The organism is Thiocapsa sp. (genome assembly GCF_011390875.1).
Classification (GTDB): domain Bacteria; phylum Pseudomonadota; class Gammaproteobacteria; order Chromatiales; family Chromatiaceae; genus Thiocapsa.
Genome location: NZ_JAABRP010000074.1, coordinates 1 through 17,998 on the forward strand (window position 1 = coordinate 1; position 17,998 = coordinate 17,998).

A 17,998-nucleotide genomic window follows, 5' to 3' on the forward strand; every position below is an offset into this window, starting at 1 on the left:
CGTATCTCCTCACCGGCGATCTGGCCGCCGAGGATGAAGGACGCGTTGAACTTCAGGCCGCCGCTCTCCAGGAAGGGACCGTCGCGGCGCTCGATGTCGCGCATCGCATCCGACACCAGATTGGCGACGTCGAACATGGAGTCGACACTCCGGATATGCGGCGTTTCGCCGGCGGCGCGCCGGCGCAGCAGGTTGATCACCGTCTGCGTGGCGGCCAATCCGCCCGAGCTCAGCAGCACCAGCACCCGATCGCCGGGGCGATCGAACACCGTCATCTTGCAGAACCTGGCGTAGTTGTCGACACCCGCATGCGTGCGCGAGTCGCTGGCGAAGATCAGGCCCTCGTCGAGCTTGACGCCGACGCAGTAGGTCATGGCCCGACGACCTCGTCGGCCCAGACCTTGAAGCGCTCCAGGGTGTTTGGCCCGAAGGTGCTCGCGAGGGCGACGTCGCAGGCGTCGCGGCCCCGAGCGATGAGTACGCGGCCGACGCGCGGCATGTTGTTGCGCGCATCGAAGGTATACCAGCGGTCGCCGAGGAAGGCCTCGAACCAGGCGGCGAAGTCCATGGTCCCGTGGGGCTGCTCCGTGCCCATATCGCCGAGATAACCGGTGCAGTACCGGGCGGGAATGTTCATGCAACGGCAGAACGTGATCGCCAGGTGAGCATAGTCGCGGCAAACCCCCCGTCCCTCCTCGTACGCCTCCCGGGCCGAGCGCGTGCGACGGGCATGCGCGTAGCCGAACTCGATGTGCCGATGAACGAAGTCGCAGATCGCCTGCACACGGGCCCAGCCGGTCGGCCCGTCGCCGAACTGCTGCCAGGCGATGTCGGACAGCAGATCCGTCTCGCAATAGCGGCTGCCCAGAAGATAGGCCAGGGTCGATTCCGGCAGGTGCTCGACCGGCGTCTGGGTGGCCCCCGGGGCGACCACGTCGGGCTTACCGGTGTCGTTGATCAGCGCATCGGTGCCGAGCACGAAGCGCCCCGGCGGTGCGACCAGGCGGCTGCACCAGTTACCGAACTGGTCGCGATATGCGGTGATCGGCACGGCGGGGTGCGTGACGAGATGATCCGGTCGCACGAGGTCGGATGCCCGCGAATAGTGGATGTTGAGCGCCAGGATCATCGGTGTCGGGTAGGGACACCGGTACTCCATCTCGAAACCGACACGAATCTGCATCTTTGTCGCCGCTCCAGTGCTGCCGTGCCGTTCGGACGGCGCGTGAGTCACATCCTGGGCTCATGTCATCAGCAGGTCTGTTCGGCAGCGTACACAAGGGGCTCAACAGCAATAGTCAGGGCGCGGCGCAACCCCGGCTATGGCTCGTCCTTTGGCTCGGCCGGGCGCTGCTCAACTGCGGTTGGAGGCTTGATCACCTTTTTGGGCGAGCACGCCTTTCCGGCACCCGCTATCGCGCGTGATTCCCGGTGGTGAGGGTCAGCAGGATATCGGCGTACCATGCGCAGTTCAGGCCCAGCGACTCCTCGGCCCGCATGTCCCCGCCGCTCATGTCCAGTCGTGCGGAATGCACGCCGAGCAGTTTCCACGGTAATCGCTCATCCCCGTCAGCGTCCCGCATCACGACGGGTGCGCCGCTGGTGCCGCGATGCGTTCGCGCATCGGTGAGGAAGAACCCCTGACCTTGGAAGCGCAAGCCGAACGATGAAGCGATCACGGCCTGCCGCACCACCGGCAAGTGGTGCAGGGTGTCGTGGAAGCCCATTGGAAAGCCCACGACCAGCAATGGCGTACCGACCTCGACCTCTTGCAGCGAGTGCACCAGATGTGCCGGTGTGAAGCACCGCAACGCCACCGCTGCCGGCAATGCCGCGCGGTCCAGCTCGATCACGGCGACATCGATCTCGCCCGCGGCATCCTGCCCCTGATGCCAAATACTCTTTCCGTCACGGTACAGCAGCACCGACAGGACGGCCGAGCGCGTCAGGTTATCCGCGTCGGTGTGAACCTCGATCTCGATCCGATCCGGGAGGTGACGGCTCGGTGTGTCGATCAGGACATGCCGATTCGTGACCAAGTACAGGCGCGTGTCACGCTCAAAGAAGAACCCGCTCGCGCCGGTGAGCCGTTGGCTTCCGAAAAAGGTCGAAACGCGGGCAGTCGTCAGCAGGAGGGGTTCGATCATGGCAATCGGAGAACACAAGTCGATGCGAGACGGAGGAACGAGTTGGGTCAAGATCGACTTTTGTGGAGCCGAAATCCCTTGCGCCCCAGTGAATTGATCGCCGTCCAGGAGGGCGCGCCGACACTTGCGTCTTACCCCTCCACGCCGCACCTCTGCCGGCGAAGGGTGAACCTCCGACAGTCCGTCCGGGGTCAAGCCGACCATCCGGTATTGATGGCATGAGCGGCTGCCCATCGCTACGGGCCCGGCACAGCATCACATCCGCAGTCCATCGAGTCGTCCAGTCGGATGAGATCACAAACGCAACGGGAACACGGTCGACTCGATGCGTCCGGGTTCCGGCTGCACGGCTATGGCCAAAGGCTAAGCGGGCTCACGCACTGTGTCAACGGCAGACCGGGGAGCCCCGGAATGTCCCGATGCCTCTTGCTCGCGCTATGACCCGGTGTCGGTTTTTCCCCCGAGTCGGTGAAGTGCCGGGTTAGCCGCCCTCGATGCGTGTTGGACGCGGTTTTCACGACTTTCCCGACCGGCTCTTATGTATCTGCCGAATCTCGTCGTTGCGCCGCTCGATCTCGCGCCTGAATTCCCGCCTCAGTGCGGCGCTCTCGTAACGGCGACGCTCGTTGGGTGTTTCGATCTGCAACGCGGGCACCTTCACGGGACGGCCTTGGTCGTCGACTGCGACCATGGTGAAGTATGAGGTCATGGCATGGCGCGTGGTTTTGTGGATGATGTCCTCGGCGATGACCCGGATCCCGACCTCCATGGAGGTGTTGCCGGTGTAGTTGACCGAGGCCAGGCAGGTGACCAGCTCGCCCACGCGCAGCGGCTGGCGGAAGAAGACCTGGTCGACCGAAAGCGTGACCACGTAGTGGTTCGAATAGCGCGCGGCACAGGCATAGGCGACCTGATCGAGCAGCCGCAGGGTCGCCCCGCCGTGCACATGGCCCGAAAAATTGGCCATGTCGGGTGTCATCAGAAGGGTCATGGTCAATGTCTTGTGTTGTTGTTCCATGTAAAACCCGCTTGGCGCTTGAAGAATCCGCTAGTATCGTGAGCACAGCCGTCGGCGCTCGGAGGTTTGCGGCCTGTCGCATCGCGCGACGGCGCTTGCGGCGCAGGACGGCCGACGCAGACGCTCGAGGATAGACCGCGCGGTCGACTTTAACACCGACGCGCTCGCCCGCGGCTCCAACCCCACCCCAGCAGGATTCATGATGATGCGTGCCCCCGGACGCCTTTTGCTTGTGCCCTCCATGGGTCTTTTGGCTCTTCTCATACCAGGGCTGTCTCTCGCGAGCGAGTCCGGGCAGTGGATCGACTTGACCGCGCACTCCGTCGGCTATGCGGCCCTGATCATCTTCGTCGTTGCCTACATTCTGGTGATGGCCGAGGAGTTCCTGCACCTGCGCAAGTCCAAGCCGGTCATCATCGCGGCCGGACTCATCTGGGCGCTGATCGCCTACGTCTATTCCCAGAACGGTCTAACACACGAGGCCGAAGTGGCGGTGCGGCACAACCTGCTCGAATACTCGGAGCTGATGCTCTTCCTGCTGGTGGCCATGACCTACATCAACGCCATGCAGGAGCGCCAGGTGTTCGATGCCTTGCGCTCCTGGCTGATCCGCAAGGGCTTCGGTCTACGTGCGCTCTTCTGGATGACGGGCGGACTGGCGTTTGTCATCTCGCCGGTGGCGGACAACCTGACCACGGCGCTCTTGATGTGCGCGGTCGTGATGGCCGTCGGCGGCGACAACACCCGTTTCGTGACCCTGGCGTGCATCAACATCGTGGTCGCGGCGAACGCGGGCGGGGCCTTCAGCCCCTTCGGCGACATTACGACACTGATGGTCTGGCAGAAGGGCATCATCGATTTCTTCGGATTTTTCGATCTCTTTATCCCGGCGCTGGTGAATTTCCTGGTACCCGCTTTCTTCATGCACCAGGCCGTGCCCGACATCAAGCCTGAAATGGTGCCGTCGGAACCGACTCGACGGGTGTCGTTCTCGTACCACCGAGCCGCCGAGCGCAAGGCCGAGACGGCGCCGGTCGACGTCCACATGCGACGCGGCGCCAGGAGGATCATCCTGCTGTTCCTGCTGACGATCGCAACAGCGGTCTCCTTCCACAACTTCCTGCATCTACCGCCGGTCATCGGGATGCTGACCGGGCTCGGGTATCTGCAATTCTTCGGCTTTTACCTTCGGATGAGCCATCACGGCTGGCAACAGCGCAACGGCGAGCGCGCGAATCAGATCGGCGACATTACCCCCTTCGATGTCTTCAACAAGGTCGCACGCGCCGAGTGGGACACCCTGCTGTTCTTTTACGGCGTCGTGCTCTGTGTCGGCGGGCTCGGGTTCATCGGGTATCTGGGCATGGCCTCGGATGTCATGTACGAGCAATGGGGACCGCTCGCGGCCAACGTCGCTGTCGGTCTTCTATCGGCCGTAGTCGACAACATTCCGGTCATGTTCGCCGTTCTGACCATGAATCCGGACATGGACCAGGCACAGTGGCTCTTGGTCACCCTGACCGCCGGCGTCGGCGGTTCACTGCTCTCGATCGGGTCGGCAGCCGGCGTTGCACTGATGGGACAAGCCCGCGGCGTCTATACCTTTTTCGCGCATCTGCGATGGACGCCCGAGATCGCCCTGGGGTATTTCGCGAGCATCGTCGTGCATTTGTGGCTCAATGGCTGACGCCTGGATGTCGCGGCGGGCGCGCCGATGAGGCGATGGTGGCGAGGGCGGCGTTCTGCCGTCTCGAGCCTGTTGATCGCGCTGGCCGTGACCGGTGCTTGGGTCATCGAACGCTGGGGGCCGGGTCTGCTCCCGATCGATTGGTCATTCGCCGCGTCGAGTCGACTTTGCACCTTGGATCAGGTGCTGGATGGAGATTCGCTCCGACTGCACTGCGGCGGCAAGCCCGTCGAGGTCCGTCTGTACTGTATCGATGCACCCGAGAAAGGCCAGCCCCCTTGGGGCAATCGCTCCCGAGCGCACCTGAAGCGAATCGCCGCGGCTCAAGTCGAGATGCGGGCGGTGGAGACCGATCGGTTCGGACGGACGGTCGCGGAGGTCTACAACGCAATCGGCGAACGACTCTCGTTGAATCTCGAGCAGGTCAAGCAGGGCCAGGCCGCTGTCTATCCTCGCTATTGCGAAGAGTCGCGGTTCTTCCGCGCAGAACGCAAGGCCCGCGCCGCGGCGGTTGGAATCTGGGGCACGCAGGGGACACACCAGACGCCTTGGACCTTTCGGCATCGGCATTGAGGTACAGGTACGAGGCGAACGGCGTCGTGAGGCCGAAGTATCGGATCGGCGGATTTTTTCGCACTCAGGCCCTCAACATCCGGCCCGTCCGCCCGTCGCGGATACAAGACGGCTGATCGGAGCCGACACAAGCGCCGGCGAGGATCATATCCGGGAGCTCGTCGAGCGCCAGGCGTACCCGCAAGGCCGTTCTCGCCGGTTGTCGCCCGGCTTGATTCGCACTCGTGGAGACGATGGCGCCGCCGTAGGCGCGGCAGAGTGCAGCGGCGAGCGGATGTGCCGTGACTCGAACCGCAAGGGTGTCGAAACGCCCGGTGAGCCACCGCGGTGTCTCGAAGCGCGCCGGCAACAACCAGGTATTCGGCCCTGGCCAGGTGGCGCGAATCTCCGCCATTCGATCGGCAGCAAGCGGCAGGACGAAGGGTTCGAGCTGGCCCGAATCCGCGGCGATCAGGATCAATCCCTTGGCGACATCACGGCGCTTCATGTTCAGAATCCGCGCGACCGCATCGCCGTTGCGGGGATCACACCCCAAGCCGAACACGGCCTCGGTCGGATACGCGACCACACCACCGCCCGCGATGATGCGGGCGGCACGCCGAAGCCGCCGGCTCGGAAGAAAAGCCGAGGTCATCGGGGAACCAAGCGGAGCGCCGGGGATCCCACATCGGCATCGGAGACCCGTGCAGGGTCACGACCGCCCGGCGATCGTCGGCACGCGTTGCCGGATCGCAACGAACCCTGAGCGCGGGAACGGGTATACTGTTTCCGTTTCCGCCGACGGTAACCGATGCAGGAGCGGCCGGGCCACATCGACGAATCCATCGGGGCTAGCCTCTGAATTCCCGCACCCTCGGCGAAGCTTGGTTCGCGCCCGATCTTTTTTCCCCTTTCACATAACGGAGTTGAATTCATGACCCTGATCAAAAATGTTGGCAAGACCGATCGTAACATCCGTCTGGCTGCCGGCGGTGTGCTGGTGTTCCTGGGCATCGTCACCAACACGGTGCTGTTGTCGATCATCGGCTTGGTCGTGCTTGCGACCGGCGCGGTCGGCACCTGCCCCGCGTACATGCCGCTGAACATCAACACCAACAAGGACGACAAGGCCTGATCTAGGCCGCAACGACCGGCCCGCCGGTCACGTGCCTTTCACGGGCCGTGACCGGCGGGCCGGACTTAGGCCGGGCGCTCGAAGAGGTAGTGGCTCACGTACCACTCCTGCCCCTTTCGATATCCAAACAATTCCGCGCAGGCCATGAAGAACAGCCGCCAGCGCATCCACCAGACCCCCGCTTGATCGCCGCCGTAGGTCTCTTCGAGAATCGGCCAGATGCGATCCCGCGCGGCATCCATCCGCTCCAGCCAGGCATTGAGCGTGCGCTCGTAATGCCGGCCATCCCAGCGCCACCGCGCCACCAGCTTGAGATCCTCCTGAAAGTGCAGCGGCAGGTCGTCGCTCGGCATGATACCGCCTGCGAAGAAGTAGTGACTCATCCAGTCGCTCGGGCCGACGTCCTCGAAGGGATAGGGATGCTCGCGATGGACGAAGATGTGCATCAAGAAGCGCCCGCCGGGCCTTAGCCAGTCACGCACTCGCGCGTACAACTTGCGATGGTTGCGCATGTGCTCGAACATCTCGAGCGACACGACTCGGTCGAATTGGCCGTCGGCTTGAAAATCGTTCATGTCCGAAGTGACGATCTCCAGATTCGTCAGACCCCGTCGGTCGCGCTCCGCCTCGATGAAGGCACGCTGCCCGCTCGAGTTCGACACGCCGGTGATCCGACAGCTCGGAAACCGTTCGGCCAAATAGAGACTCAAGGCGCCCCAGCCGCAACCCAGCTCCAGCACTCGATCGCCGTCTTGGATCCCGGCCCGCTCGGCCGTGATCGCCAGGGACGCCTCCTCCGCCTCTTCCAGCGACTTGATGCTGTCGGGCCAGTAACAAGAGCTGTACTTGCGACGCGGACCCAGCACCAGGTCGAAGAAGTCGGCGGGCAGCTCGTAGTGCTGCTCGTTCGCGCGCTCCGGCACCTCAGCAATCGGAGAGGCGTCCATCATGGCGATGAAGTCGCTCTTCTCGCGCATCGCCGCCTCGCAATCCTCCGTCGGTAAGGTCGCAAGTCGTCCGCGCAGCAAGGCACGGATGCCGCTGCGCGTCACGCTGTCGGGGACCTTGCCTTGCTCGACCCAGCGGATCGCCGTCTCTGTTGCACGCACCATCTTCGTTATCCTCGTTCGTCCCGTGATACCGCGTTGACCCGGAGGTATTGGCGACGAGCCCCGAGGGCAAGCCGGACCGGCGCACAATTGCCGACCTGCTGGCCCGACGCTACCGCGGCTGCAATTGCTCCAACGCAAGCTTCAATGCAGACTCACGATCCTCGACCCACCGATCCTCGCGCATGGCGCCGCGCAAACCAAGGTGCTCCAGACGCTCGCGCGGCTGGCCGTGCACACCGGCCATATAGACCGCACGACCTTGCGCGAGCGCGTCGCGGACCGTCGACTCCACCGCAACCGCGGTCGTCACCCCCATGTGCGGGACCTGACTCAGATCGATGACGACCGCCTGCGCGCCTTCGAGCTTCGGACTCTGGCGACTGATGGCGGCAGCGGCACCGAAGACCAGCGGGCCGCTGAGATACAGGATCTTCACCCGACCGCGCCCTTGAGCGAGTAGCGAGCGCTCCTCGCACGACAGACCCGCGCAGGGAGCCTCGTCTTGCTTGCGCCGTGCCGGGAGAACACAGACGGACTCCTCCTGCACGTCGGCAAGACGTCGAATCGTGAGGACATTGGCGACGAAGAGGCCGATCGCCACGGCGGTAATCAGATCGACGAACACCGTCATCACGATCACGCCGTAGGTAATCAAGGCGCCTTTCATCGACACGCGATGGGCGCGGGCGAGGAAGCTCCAGTCGATGATGTCGATACCGACCTTCACGGCGATGCCCGCAAGGACCGCCAAGGGAATGTTCGCGGTCAGGGCACCTGCCCAGATCACCACCACGGCCAGGATCGCCGCCCGAGTGAGACCCGAAAGTGCCGTCCGCCCGCCGGCCTGTATATTCACGACCGTACCCATGGTCGCTCCTGCGCCCGGCAGCCCTCCGAACAACCCCGAGGCCAGGTTGCCCACGCCCTGCCCCAACAATTCCTTGTCCGAGTTCACCTGTTTGCGGGTCAAACTGCCTGCGATCACGGAGGTCAGCAGGGCGTCGACCGAGCCGAGCATCGCCAGGACGAGCGCATCGATCAGAATGGTCTGCCATTGCGCGGCGCTGAACACGGGCATCTGCAAGGAGGGCAGTCCGCTCGGGATCTCGCCGATGCGCCGTATGTCCTGATCGCCCAACCAGTAGACCGCGATCAGGGTGCCCACGACCAACACGACCAGTTGCGGCGGCAGGATGCGCTTGACGCGCTCCGGCATGAGAAAGAGGACAGCGAGCGTCATCGCCGCCAAGGCGGCCTCTCGCGGATCGATCGACCCCAGCAGCTCGGGCAGCGCCTGCAAGGTTCCGATCACCCCGCCGCCCGGGGCCGCGTGTCCGAGCAATCCGGGCAACTGAAGAATGACGAGGATGATGCCGATTCCCGACATGAAGCCGGAGATGACGGTAAAAGGCATCATGGTGACATAGCGCCCGAGCTTCATGGCCCCGAACGCTATCTGAAAGAGACCCGCGAGCATCACCACTGTAAAGGCCATCGCCATACCCTGCTCGGGATTGGCGGCGATCAGCGAGGCAATCACCGCGGTAAATACCACGGTCATGGGGCCAGTCGGCTCGGAGATGAGTGTCGGCGTCCCGCCGAACAGCGCGGCGAACAGGCCGATCAGAACCGCGCCGTAGAGTCCGGCCTCGGCGCCCGCCCCGGACGCGACCCCGAACGCGAGCGCCATCGGCAGTGCGATGACGGCGGCGGTCACGCCACCGAAGAGGTCACCGCGAAGATTGTCGAAACGGATCTCGTTGAAAACGCGCATGGGTCACTCCGGTACCTGATGTCGACAGTCAGTATCCGGACCCGTCCGATTCAGCGATAATCGAAGTTTGTTAAGCCTTTCATCGGTTTTCATCTATGAGTCAGAGCCTATCCCTAGACCGCCAACATGTCCCTGGCCCGGACGATCCGTCTCCTTCGCCGACGTCTCATAGATTATTGTTGATTTGATCGATAGAAATTATCGACTATTTCCTATGCCATTCCTTCAGTAAGGTTGTGCCCAGAGTTCGAAACGGCCTCCGCAGGCGAGGCGGATCAGGCACAGACCACAGGAGCTGACCATGAGCGTGAAGACCTACGATGCCGGTGTAAAAGAATACCGGGCCATGTATTGGACGCCGGACTATGTCCCTCTGGATACGGACCTCTTGGCCTGTTTCAAATGCACCGGCCAGCCCGGCGTGCCGCGCGAAGAGGTCGCCGCCGCCGTGGCTGCAGAGTCCTCGACCGGGACCTGGAGTACGGTGTGGTCGGAGCTCCTGACCGATCTTGAGTTCTACAAGGGTCGTGCCTACCGCATCGAAGACGTGCCCGGCGACAAAGAATCCTTTTACGCCTTCATCGCCTACCCGATCGATCTGTTCGAGGAAGGCTCCGTCGTCAACGTCCTCACCTCGCTTGTCGGCAACGTTTTTGGATTCAAGGCGCTGCGTCATCTGCGCCTGGAAGACATCCGGTTCCCCATCGCCTACGTGAAGACCTGCATGGGACCGCCGAGCGGAATCCAGGTCGAGCGCGACAAGCTCAACAAGTACGGTCGTCCGCTCTTGGGCGCAACCATCAAGCCCAAGCTCGGCCTGTCGGCCAAGAACTACGGTCGCGCGGTTTACGAGTGCTTGCGCGGCGGCCTCGACCTGACCAAGGACGACGAGAACGTCAACTCCCAGCCCTTCATGCGCTGGCAGAACCGCTTCGAGTTCGTCGCCGAGGCCGTTTCCGCCGCGCAGGCCGAGACCGGCGAGCGCAAGGGTCACTATCTGAACGTCACCGCTCCGGATCCGGAGCAGATGTACGAGCGCGCCGAGTTCGCCAAGGAGCTGGGCCAGCCGATCATCATGCACGACTTCCTGACCGGCGGTTTCACCGCCAACACAGGTCTGGCCAAGTGGTGCCGCAAGAACGGCATGCTGCTGCACATCCATCGTGCCATGCACGCGGTTATCGACCGTCACCCCAAACACGGCATCCACTTCCGTGTGCTGGCCAAATGCCTGCGTCTGTCGGGCGGCGACCATCTGCACACCGGCACGGTCGTCGGAAAGCTCGAGGGCGACCGCGGCTCCACACTCGGCTTCGTCGACCTGCTGCGCGAATCCTTTATCCCCGAGGACCGTGCCCGCGGCATCTTCTTCGATCAGGATTGGGGCTCCATGCCCGGCGTCTTCGCCGTCGCCTCCGGCGGTATTCACGTCTGGCACATGCCGGCGCTGGTGACCATCTTCGGCGACGACTCGGTCCTGCAGTTCGGTGGCGGTACCCAAGGGCATCCCTGGGGCAACGCGGCCGGTGCCGCCGCCAACCGCGTCGCCCTCGAGGCCTGCGTGAAGGCCCGCAACGAGGGGCGCGAGCTCGAGAAGGAAGCCCGCGAGATCATGACCGCTGCGGCGAAGCACAGTCCGGAGCTGGCGATCGCGATGGAGACCTGGAAAGAGATCAAGTTCGAGTTCGATACCGTCGACAAGCTCGACGTGGGTTGAGGGAAGCCGCCGGGCATCGGCGAGCTGCCACTAGCTGTTAGCTGTTAGCTCGTTGATGCCGGATGGAATCGTTCTAGCCGCGTTGTCGATCGCTTTGCGACAACGACGCGGTTGTCTCGGATCCCAACCCCGGGCCAGGCGCAGCTGATAGCTGAAGGCTGACGCATCCAAACCACTCACTCGAACCCAACGCATTCGCACAACGAGGACCGAAACCATGCCATTCCAAAGCACCACGGGCGATTACCAGACCAAATTCACCCTGGAGACCTTCGGGTTCCTGCCGCCGATGACGCAAGAGGAGATCTTCGACCAGATCGCCTACATCATCGCGCAAGGTTGGACGCCGGGTATCGAGCATATCCATCCCAGCAAGTCCATGAACCACTACTGGACCATGTGGAAGCTGCCCTTCTTCGGGGTGACCGATCTGGCCCAGGTGGTAAGCGAGCTCGAGGCATGCCATCGCTCCTATCCGGATCACCATGTCCGTGTGACCGGCTACGACAACTACACCCAGAGCCAGGGCTCCTGCTTCGTGGTGTTCGAGGGTCGCGGCTGACCGTATCGCCGACGACAGTCGAGGTCGGGCGGAGCGTGCAGGCACCGCCGGACCGAGAGGTGCCGAGCACCCGAGATCCAGTGTTTCAACACCGAGCGGGCGGCGCGATCGCCGAGCCGGTGATGCGAACGGAGTCAGGCGTCCATCCCGCCGTCGCCATCACCGATCATGCGCTCCACGTCCAAGGGAACGACCATGCCCAGCAAAGCGAATCTGAGATCGAGCGGCCGCGAGGCGGCCCTGGCACGTCGCCGTGCCTTGTCCACTCAGGGCAAACGAACCAGCGCTGCCGCCGGAGCGGCCGAGCGCAGCCGCACGCCCGACGCCGCTGCGGTACGTCGCCCTGCGGCATCGCAGCCGCAGGCTTCTCCGGCGGCCACGGCCGAATCGGTGTCGAGCACAGGCTGGAGCGGTGGCGAATCGGTTCCTTCGACGTCCAGGGGCGCCTCGCCCGTTCGGCGCGTTCAGGCTCCGGTGTCTCCGTCCGGCTCCAGCCGCGCGGAGGCCAGGGCTCGACGCGAAGCGCTGTCGAAGGCCGGCAAGCGTGCGGATCGCAGGGGGGATCGGACTCGCGCACCTGCATCCAAAGTGCCGGCAAAGGCCGTGCGCGACGCAGCAAAGGACTGCGGCTGCGGCTGTGGCGGGAACCCGGAGCCGACGGACGAGCACGGCTCGATGACGAATGCAGCGCGGCTCTCGTCGGACCGCCGCGGTGCATCTTCACTCGGCAGCTCGACCAACGGGTCTCGACGCAACGGCAAGCGCATCACGGCCGTGAAGCCCTCGGGGCGGATGCTGGCCCTCGCTCGACGCTCTGCCACCTCCGGGCGCGGCAAGGCCGCGGTCAACACGCCGACCACGACGGCAAGCCTCGCGCGGCAGGCCAACCCTCAGCTGTCCGGACGCGACCTCGCCCAGACCGTCCGCGCCCATCGTAGCGCCGCGGGCGCTGCCGGGACGCGCAAGGCCCAAGTGACAGGTCGAGTCAGGCCCGGACGCGAGCGGCCGGTCGGCGGGGCGCAGGACCAACCCTGGAAGGTCGGTCTGAGCGAGACCGCCCAAGGCCAATTCGTGACCGGCACCCGGGTCGGGCGCAGTCATTCGGTGACGGGAGACGAGCCAAGCGTGTGTCGCGAGGTCACGGGGACCGAATATATGGGCGCCGAGATCTTCCGCGAATTCTGCCAGGCCGAGCCGCCGAAATCGGCCCCGAAGGTTCGCGTCACCAGCACGAGCCACGGCAATGCCGTGACCGGCAACGAGGTGGGGCGCTCGACCCGAGTGACAGGCGACGAGCCCGGCACCTGCAAGACCGTGACCGGCACGGAATACCTGTCGGCCGAACAAGCGAGCGCGTTCTGTGGGACCGAGTTGCCGCCGAACCCGCGACAGACCGGGCGGAGCCGGACCACCGGCGGTCGTGCCGTCTCGGGTGTCGTCCCGGGGCTTTCGGCCAAGGTCACGGGCAACGAGCACGGTGCCGGGATCCAGCCGACCGGCAGCCAGTACATGTCTTCGGCCAACGGCGACGTGTCCCAACTGAAAAAAGCGCCGCCGAAGGTTGACATGACCCAGACGCTCGGCGGTGGTTCCGTGACAGGTACCCGCGTCGGTCGCAGCACCAAATTGACAGGTGACGAGCCCGGCACCTGTCGGCTCGTGACCGGCGACGAGTATGTCGGCGCCGAGCAGTACAAAGAATTCTGCGGCATCCAACCGGCACCGCTGGAGGCGCCCAAGGTCGGGCTGTCATCGACCCAAAAAGGTTTGTCGGTCTCCGGCACCCAGACCGGTCGCTCGGGTCGGGTAACCGGCGACGAGCCCGGCACCTGCAAGGCCGTGACCGGTACGCCCTATGCGGGACTCGAACAGGCTTCGGCCTATTGCGCCCCGGAACAGCAGCGCATGATCGCCGAACGGATGCGCCCGATGGCGAGCGCCATGGCGGCGCGCATGACCGGTATCCAGCCCGGGATCGGCGGGGCCATGACGGGTGCATCACGGGGCGCTTGCGAGGAGGTCAGCGGGACGCCCTACATCGGTGTCGACCAGATCGAGGAGACCTGCGGAAGCGCTGCACGCCCCGGTGACAGTGACTTTCCTCAGCTGCTCCCCCAGCCGGTCGCCCAGACGATCGAGGCCGCGCCCTGGCAGAGCTTCAGCGTCGAGTCCCCGGCCCGGCAGGCGTTTCAGGCGAGCCAGGGAAGCAGTGTGACGGGCACGCTCTACGAGCAGGAGGGGCGGATTACCGGCCCTTTCGGGATGGGCACGGGCAAAATCACGGGCACTGAGCAATTTCGCTTCGACCGTGGGGCGTCCGTGCCGGGCAACCTCCTGCAGATGGTGCCCGCCGAGACGGCGGAAACCGACACGGCAACCGCAGCCGTTCGCTCCCGGGTAACGGGCGAGGGCCAAGCCGCGGGAACCAAGATCACGGGTGACGATTGGGAGCGAGGCGAGCGTGTCACCGGGACCGAGGGTCCCTCGGCACGGCGCCGCAACCCGACCCGCCCGGGGCCGATGGCCGCGATGGCCGCCGTCAAGCCTAAGCGCAACGAGGAGCTTCCGGCGCCGGTGAGTCGTGTGACCGGTGCCAGCGGCAACACGGACCGCGGCTCGCTCATTACCTACTCGGGTGGAGCACGGGGCTAAGGCCCCGAACGATCAGCTGGCACGAGCGATCGGCCAGCCCCACCGAATCGTGCGCGAGTCATCACCGGAATCTGACGAGACAACGAGGTCATGTCGAGACAACGCCGTCCAACCCGAGCGAGCCTGATCTGGGCATCCGCACCCGCCGCACCGGACTACCGCCCGCGTGTTCGAGGCGAGTCCGGGTCCGGTGCGCCCGCGGCGACGCAGGAGCCGATGACGGCCGAATCGGCTGCGCCGACACCGGCCATGACCGAGCCGACGGCGAAGGCTCGGGGCCTGCGGATGCGTCCGCGACCGTCGCCTCGAACAGGCGGTGCGGAAGCCGCCAAGCGCTCGGCACGTCAGACCAAGCGGTCCGTGGTTGCGGCAGCGGAGCCTCGACCGGCTCGGGGCCCGAGCGCACAACACCCGCTGAGCGACCGCGACGGCAACATGCGGCTGCAGCGTTACGAGGAGCGGATCAAGACGGCGTTCGACCGAATCGTACCCGTGCTCAAGCAGATCTCGGCGCTGCAGCACGAGTCCGACTTCGAGCCGAAGGCCCAGTCGATCGCCCGGGCCGAGCTCGACTTCGATCTGCCTGAGCACATGCTCGCGGATGCTTGGGTGACTCAGCTCGATCTACGGCGTCTGTTCGCGTGGTGCGTGTTCGAGACCTACCGTCGAATGGCGGATGACTTCTTCGCGAACGACCCGCTCGGCGGACGCGAGATTCGAGAGTTCGACCGTTTTCTCCAGGACTGCGGCTTCCATCAGCTGGACGTCACGCCCTGTGCGGACGGACGCCTGGCGCACGCCGTCAGCTACGTGCTGCGTCTGCCGTTCGGCGCGGTGCGGCGCAAGCCGTACGCCGGCGGGCTGTTCGATGTCGAGAACACGGTCTCCAAGTGGGGCGAGGTCGAGCTCGGTCGGTTCCGCGAAGGCGTACCGAACACCGCGGATGCGCCGACCCGTTATCTGAAGACGGTGATCTATCACTACAGCTCGGTGGATCCGCGTCATCAGGGCTGCGCCGCTCACGGTTCGGACGATGCGGCGGCGGCACAGGCCGCCTTGGACCGACTCTTGGCCTTCCGCCAATCGGTCGAGAACGGTTTCTGCTGCGGTGCCTCGGTGGCACTGCTGTTGATCGGCTTGGATACGGACACGGACGCGATCCGAGTCCACGTGCCCGACGGACAGGGCCACATGGATCTGACGGGGTCGGTCGATGCGATCAAGGTCCACGCGATCACGCGTGACCTGGAGCCGACGGCAGCACGTGCGCGGGTCGCCGAGCTGGTCAAGGCGCACGCGCCGGCAACCGCGGATCCGGGCATGCTGCGGTTGGTCGCACGACTGATCGAGAACAACCTGTCGCAGATCGACTACGTGCGCCAAGTGCACGGCGGACATTATGCGGATGTGGGTCACGCCGAGCGCTTCATGGGCGTAGGCATCGGGTTCGAGGAGATCCAGCTGCGCAACCTGACTTACTTCGCCTATCTGTACACGGTTGAGGAAGGCGCCGCGGATCTGGACGTCGGACGCAAGATCTTCGGCGGGCTCAATGTCTCGCGCGGGTTGCCGATCCCGATCGTCATCCGCTTCGATTATCACGGCGGGGTGCCGGGTGCGCGCGAGCGCGCCGTGACACGCTGTCGACGGCTCGATGCCGCGCTCGCCGACCGCTTCGCCGATCTGGCTGACCGGGGGCTGCTGCACCGACTGCTCGTCGTGCGCGACAGCGACGCGGGAGCCGGCATCGAGGTCGTCGGATGCTCGCTGACCGCCCCGACGGCGGGAGGCCACTGATGAAGATCTGTCAGGTGGAGCGTCCACTGGTCTCGACCAACCGGATTCCGGGGTTCGAGCACAAGCACCTCTTGGTGGTGCGAGACGGGAGCACACAGCAGGTCGCGGTCGATGCGGTCGGCTGCGTGCCCGGCGACTGGGTGATCTGTGTCGGCAGCTCCGCGGCGCGCGAGGCGGCCGGGAGCAAGGAGTATCCGAGCGATCTGACCATCGTCGGCATTATCGATCATTGGCCGCCCGAGACAGGCGGTGCCGGGCCGCGAGGTACAGGCTGATGGAGATCAGGCAGGTCGTCGGCTCGCTGGTCTGCACGCATCGCATCACCGGGCTCGGACATTGGGATCTGCGGCTGCTGCAGGATACGAAAGGCAAGCAATACGTCGCGACCGACCCGGTGGATGCCCGCCCTGGAGACTGGGTCTTTGTGGTCAGCGGATCGGCCGCCCGGTACGCGATGGGGGACGCCGGAATCCTCACCGACCTGACGATCGGCGGGATCATCGATCACTGGGAGGACGAGCGAGCCGCGGCGGTCGAGCCGACCGCGGTCGCCACAGCCCAAGCGGCATAAGGGACTGCATCCGGCCGGGATCGCCCGGCTCGGTCGGCATCGACGATGGGCTTTGAATTTGGATTGAAGATGGTCGGGCAGCATCGCCCGCGGCGACTTGGTACACAGAGGAGACACGAACGATGGCAAGCGACAAATTCGGAATCGCGCTCGGGATGATCGAGACCCGCGGACTGGTCCCCGCGATCGAAGCGGCGGACGCCATGACCAAGGCCGCCGAGGTGCGCCTGATCGGACGCGAGTTCGTCGGCGGAGGCTACGTGACCGTGCTGGTACGCGGCGAAACGGGCGCGGTCAACGCCGCCGTGCGTGCCGGTGCCGACGCCTGCGAGCGCGTCGGCGATGGCCTGGTGGCGGCGCACATCATCGCCCGCCCGCACCGCGAGGTCGAGCCGATCCTGCCCGTCGGCGGCCCGGCCGTCGACTGAATACAGACCAGCAATAAGCGATGAGCCGACAACTGAAGGCTGAAGGCTGATAGCTGGAGGCTGGAAGCCTGAGGCCAACGAAAGCGAATCGCCCCCCTCATCAACACGACACTTAACGATTGGAGAGCACAGATGGCCAGTGAAAGCTACGGTATCGCATTGGGGATGATCGAAACGCGCGGGCTGGTGCCCGCGATCGAAGCGGCGGACGCCATGACCAAGGCCGCCGAGGTGCGCCTGATCGGACGCGAGTTCGTCGGCGGCGGCTACGTGACCGTGCTGGTGCGCGGCGAAACGGGTGCGGTGAACGCCGCGGTACGTGCCGGCGCGGATGCCTGCGAGCGTGTAGGCGACGGTCTGGTCGCTGCGCACATCATCGCCCGTCCGCACCGTGAGGTCGAGCCGATCCTGAACCGGACCCTGCCGGCAGCGGCCGACTGATCGAGCGGCGTCAGCCACGAGCCGCTCGATTCCGGCGGCAAGGGTGTTGAAGCATGAGAAACGCACGCATTCATCCTCGTACCCTTGGCTATCTCGGTCGTGCCTTGAGCTTGGAGCTGTCCGCAGTCCAGCAGTACATGACCCAGGCCTCGCTCGCCGAGGCCTGGGGTCTACCCGAGGCGGCGGTACGTCTGCGCGAGGAAACGGTCGAAGAGATGCAGCATGCCGAGCGCATCATCCAACGGATGTTGGCGCTGGGTGTGGCACCGAATGGTTCGCACCTGCGCCCCGCCGGCGTCGCACGCAACCTGGTCGACCTGCTGCGGCAGGATGCGGTGCTCGAAGCCGAGATCGTTGCCCTCTATCGGGAGGCCGTGATCTTCTGCCGTCGGATCGGGGATCGGG

At 65.0% G+C, this 17,998-nt stretch carries 18 protein-coding genes and 1 pseudogene; 12 read left to right on the forward strand and 7 right to left on the reverse strand.

Features of this window, described 5'->3' with window-relative positions; genetic code table 11:
* The 4 genes and pseudogenes from GPT33_RS08080 to GPT33_RS08095 form a co-directional block, all read right to left on the reverse strand.
* Positions 1-374, reverse strand: a pseudogene (locus tag GPT33_RS08080) (peptidase); the annotation flags it as partial.
* On the reverse strand, positions 371-1,183 hold the full coding sequence (locus tag GPT33_RS08085) for a transglutaminase family protein (protein ID WP_296807160.1): 813 nt from the start codon (positions 1,181-1,183) through the stop codon (positions 371-373). The pseudogene GPT33_RS08080 and the gene GPT33_RS08085, both read right to left, overlap by 4 nt.
* Before the next feature lie 229 nt (positions 1,184-1,412).
* Positions 1,413-2,147, reverse strand: a complete 735-nt coding sequence (locus GPT33_RS08090) for a serine protease (RefSeq protein ID WP_296807163.1) — start codon at positions 2,145-2,147, stop codon at positions 1,413-1,415.
* 514 nt (positions 2,148-2,661) lie between these two features.
* The gene (locus tag GPT33_RS08095) at positions 2,662-3,165 is read right to left on the reverse strand and encodes an acyl-CoA thioesterase (protein ID WP_296807166.1); all 504 of its coding nucleotides are present in this window, start codon (positions 3,163-3,165) and stop codon (positions 2,662-2,664) included.
* A 202-nt stretch (positions 3,166-3,367) separates the two neighbouring features.
* Between GPT33_RS08095 and nhaD the strand changes: the two genes are divergently transcribed.
* Together nhaD and GPT33_RS08105 are read left to right on the forward strand one after the other, a co-directional pair.
* Positions 3,368-4,852, forward strand: a complete 1,485-nt coding sequence (gene nhaD, locus GPT33_RS08100) for a sodium:proton antiporter NhaD (protein WP_296807204.1) — start codon at positions 3,368-3,370, stop codon at positions 4,850-4,852.
* Between the two features lie 27 nt (positions 4,853-4,879).
* Positions 4,880-5,425 (forward strand): thermonuclease family protein, encoded by a 546-nt coding sequence (locus GPT33_RS08105; protein WP_296807170.1) that lies wholly within the window; start codon positions 4,880-4,882, stop codon positions 5,423-5,425.
* Between the two features lie 64 nt (positions 5,426-5,489).
* On the opposite strand, the gene GPT33_RS08110 is transcribed toward GPT33_RS08105, so the two are convergent.
* Complete coding sequence (locus GPT33_RS08110) at positions 5,490-6,059, reverse strand: Sua5/YciO/YrdC/YwlC family protein (RefSeq protein ID WP_296807172.1); 570 nt, start codon at positions 6,057-6,059, stop codon at positions 5,490-5,492.
* A 279-nt stretch (positions 6,060-6,338) separates the two neighbouring features.
* Between GPT33_RS08110 and GPT33_RS08115 the strand changes: the two genes are divergently transcribed.
* Entirely contained in the window at positions 6,339-6,539 is a 201-nt protein-coding gene (locus GPT33_RS08115) for a DUF2892 domain-containing protein (protein WP_296807174.1), read from the forward strand.
* A 65-nt stretch (positions 6,540-6,604) separates the two neighbouring features.
* Here the strand turns inward: GPT33_RS08115 and GPT33_RS08120 are convergent, their stop codons facing one another.
* Positions 6,605-7,651 (reverse strand): cyclopropane-fatty-acyl-phospholipid synthase family protein, encoded by a 1,047-nt coding sequence (locus tag GPT33_RS08120; protein ID WP_296807177.1) that lies wholly within the window; start codon positions 7,649-7,651, stop codon positions 6,605-6,607.
* 109 nt (positions 7,652-7,760) lie between these two features.
* Positions 7,761-9,425 carry a SulP family inorganic anion transporter gene (locus GPT33_RS08125; RefSeq protein ID WP_296807180.1) on the reverse strand — a complete coding sequence of 555 codons (1,665 nt, stop codon included), beginning with the start codon at positions 9,423-9,425 and terminating at the stop codon, positions 7,761-7,763.
* 301 nt (positions 9,426-9,726) lie between these two features.
* Between GPT33_RS08125 and GPT33_RS08130 the strand changes: the two genes are divergently transcribed.
* The 9 genes from GPT33_RS08130 to GPT33_RS08170 form a co-directional block, all read left to right on the forward strand.
* Entirely contained in the window at positions 9,727-11,142 is a 1,416-nt protein-coding gene (locus GPT33_RS08130; protein WP_093187727.1) for a form I ribulose bisphosphate carboxylase large subunit, read from the forward strand.
* A 217-nt stretch (positions 11,143-11,359) separates the two neighbouring features.
* Positions 11,360-11,704 (forward strand): ribulose bisphosphate carboxylase small subunit, encoded by a 345-nt coding sequence (locus tag GPT33_RS08135; protein ID WP_296807185.1) that lies wholly within the window; start codon positions 11,360-11,362, stop codon positions 11,702-11,704.
* Positions 11,705-12,379: 675 nt separating this feature from the next.
* A complete protein-coding gene (locus tag GPT33_RS08140; protein WP_296807188.1) occupies positions 12,380-14,356 on the forward strand; it encodes a CsoS2 family carboxysome shell protein in 1,977 nt (658 codons plus the stop codon).
* A 90-nt stretch (positions 14,357-14,446) separates the two neighbouring features.
* Complete coding sequence (locus tag GPT33_RS08145) at positions 14,447-16,153, forward strand: carboxysome shell carbonic anhydrase (RefSeq protein WP_296807190.1); 1,707 nt, start codon at positions 14,447-14,449, stop codon at positions 16,151-16,153.
* Positions 16,153-16,428, forward strand: coding sequence for a carboxysome peptide A (locus GPT33_RS08150; RefSeq protein WP_296807193.1), 276 nt, complete (start codon positions 16,153-16,155; stop codon positions 16,426-16,428). Before GPT33_RS08145 ends, GPT33_RS08150 begins: the two co-directional genes overlap by 1 nt.
* Positions 16,428-16,724 (forward strand): carboxysome peptide B, encoded by a 297-nt coding sequence (locus GPT33_RS08155; protein ID WP_296807196.1) that lies wholly within the window; start codon positions 16,428-16,430, stop codon positions 16,722-16,724. The genes GPT33_RS08150 and GPT33_RS08155 overlap by 1 nt, the downstream gene beginning before the upstream one ends.
* Before the next feature lie 122 nt (positions 16,725-16,846).
* The gene (locus GPT33_RS08160) at positions 16,847-17,152 is read left to right on the forward strand and encodes a BMC domain-containing protein (RefSeq protein WP_007195590.1); all 306 of its coding nucleotides are present in this window, start codon (positions 16,847-16,849) and stop codon (positions 17,150-17,152) included.
* Between the two features lie 132 nt (positions 17,153-17,284).
* Complete coding sequence (locus GPT33_RS08165) at positions 17,285-17,593, forward strand: BMC domain-containing protein (protein WP_093036077.1); 309 nt, start codon at positions 17,285-17,287, stop codon at positions 17,591-17,593.
* Between the two features lie 53 nt (positions 17,594-17,646).
* A partial coding sequence (locus GPT33_RS08170; RefSeq protein ID WP_296807201.1) for a ferritin-like domain-containing protein occupies positions 17,647-17,998 on the forward strand: 352 nt, incomplete at its 3' end.

Excerpts from the sequence above, each read along its gene's own strand:
- GPT33_RS08085 (WP_296807160.1), bottom strand. The coding sequence starts at position 1,183 with ATGCAGATTCGTGTCGGTTTCGAGATGGAGTACCGGTGTCCCTACCCG.
- GPT33_RS08090 (WP_296807163.1), bottom strand. The coding sequence starts at position 2,147 with ATGATCGAACCCCTCCTGCTGACGACTGCCCGCGTTTCGACCTTTTTC.
- GPT33_RS08095 (WP_296807166.1), bottom strand. The coding sequence starts at position 3,165 with ATGGAACAACAACACAAGACATTGACCATGACCCTTCTGATGACACCC.
- nhaD (WP_296807204.1), top strand. The coding sequence starts at position 3,368 with ATGATGCGTGCCCCCGGACGCCTTTTGCTTGTGCCCTCCATGGGTCTT.
- GPT33_RS08105 (WP_296807170.1), top strand. The coding sequence starts at position 4,880 with ATGAGGCGATGGTGGCGAGGGCGGCGTTCTGCCGTCTCGAGCCTGTTG.
- GPT33_RS08110 (WP_296807172.1), bottom strand. The coding sequence starts at position 6,059 with ATGACCTCGGCTTTTCTTCCGAGCCGGCGGCTTCGGCGTGCCGCCCGC.
- GPT33_RS08115 (WP_296807174.1), top strand. The coding sequence starts at position 6,339 with ATGACCCTGATCAAAAATGTTGGCAAGACCGATCGTAACATCCGTCTG.
- GPT33_RS08120 (WP_296807177.1), bottom strand. The coding sequence starts at position 7,651 with ATGGTGCGTGCAACAGAGACGGCGATCCGCTGGGTCGAGCAAGGCAAG.
- GPT33_RS08125 (WP_296807180.1), bottom strand. The coding sequence starts at position 9,425 with ATGCGCGTTTTCAACGAGATCCGTTTCGACAATCTTCGCGGTGACCTC.
- GPT33_RS08130 (WP_093187727.1), top strand. The coding sequence starts at position 9,727 with ATGAGCGTGAAGACCTACGATGCCGGTGTAAAAGAATACCGGGCCATG.
- GPT33_RS08135 (WP_296807185.1), top strand. The coding sequence starts at position 11,360 with ATGCCATTCCAAAGCACCACGGGCGATTACCAGACCAAATTCACCCTG.
- GPT33_RS08140 (WP_296807188.1), top strand. The coding sequence starts at position 12,380 with ATGACGAATGCAGCGCGGCTCTCGTCGGACCGCCGCGGTGCATCTTCA.
- GPT33_RS08145 (WP_296807190.1), top strand. The coding sequence starts at position 14,447 with ATGTCGAGACAACGCCGTCCAACCCGAGCGAGCCTGATCTGGGCATCC.
- GPT33_RS08150 (WP_296807193.1), top strand. The coding sequence starts at position 16,153 with ATGAAGATCTGTCAGGTGGAGCGTCCACTGGTCTCGACCAACCGGATT.
- GPT33_RS08155 (WP_296807196.1), top strand. The coding sequence starts at position 16,428 with ATGGAGATCAGGCAGGTCGTCGGCTCGCTGGTCTGCACGCATCGCATC.
- GPT33_RS08160 (WP_007195590.1), top strand. The coding sequence starts at position 16,847 with ATGGCAAGCGACAAATTCGGAATCGCGCTCGGGATGATCGAGACCCGC.
- GPT33_RS08165 (WP_093036077.1), top strand. The coding sequence starts at position 17,285 with ATGGCCAGTGAAAGCTACGGTATCGCATTGGGGATGATCGAAACGCGC.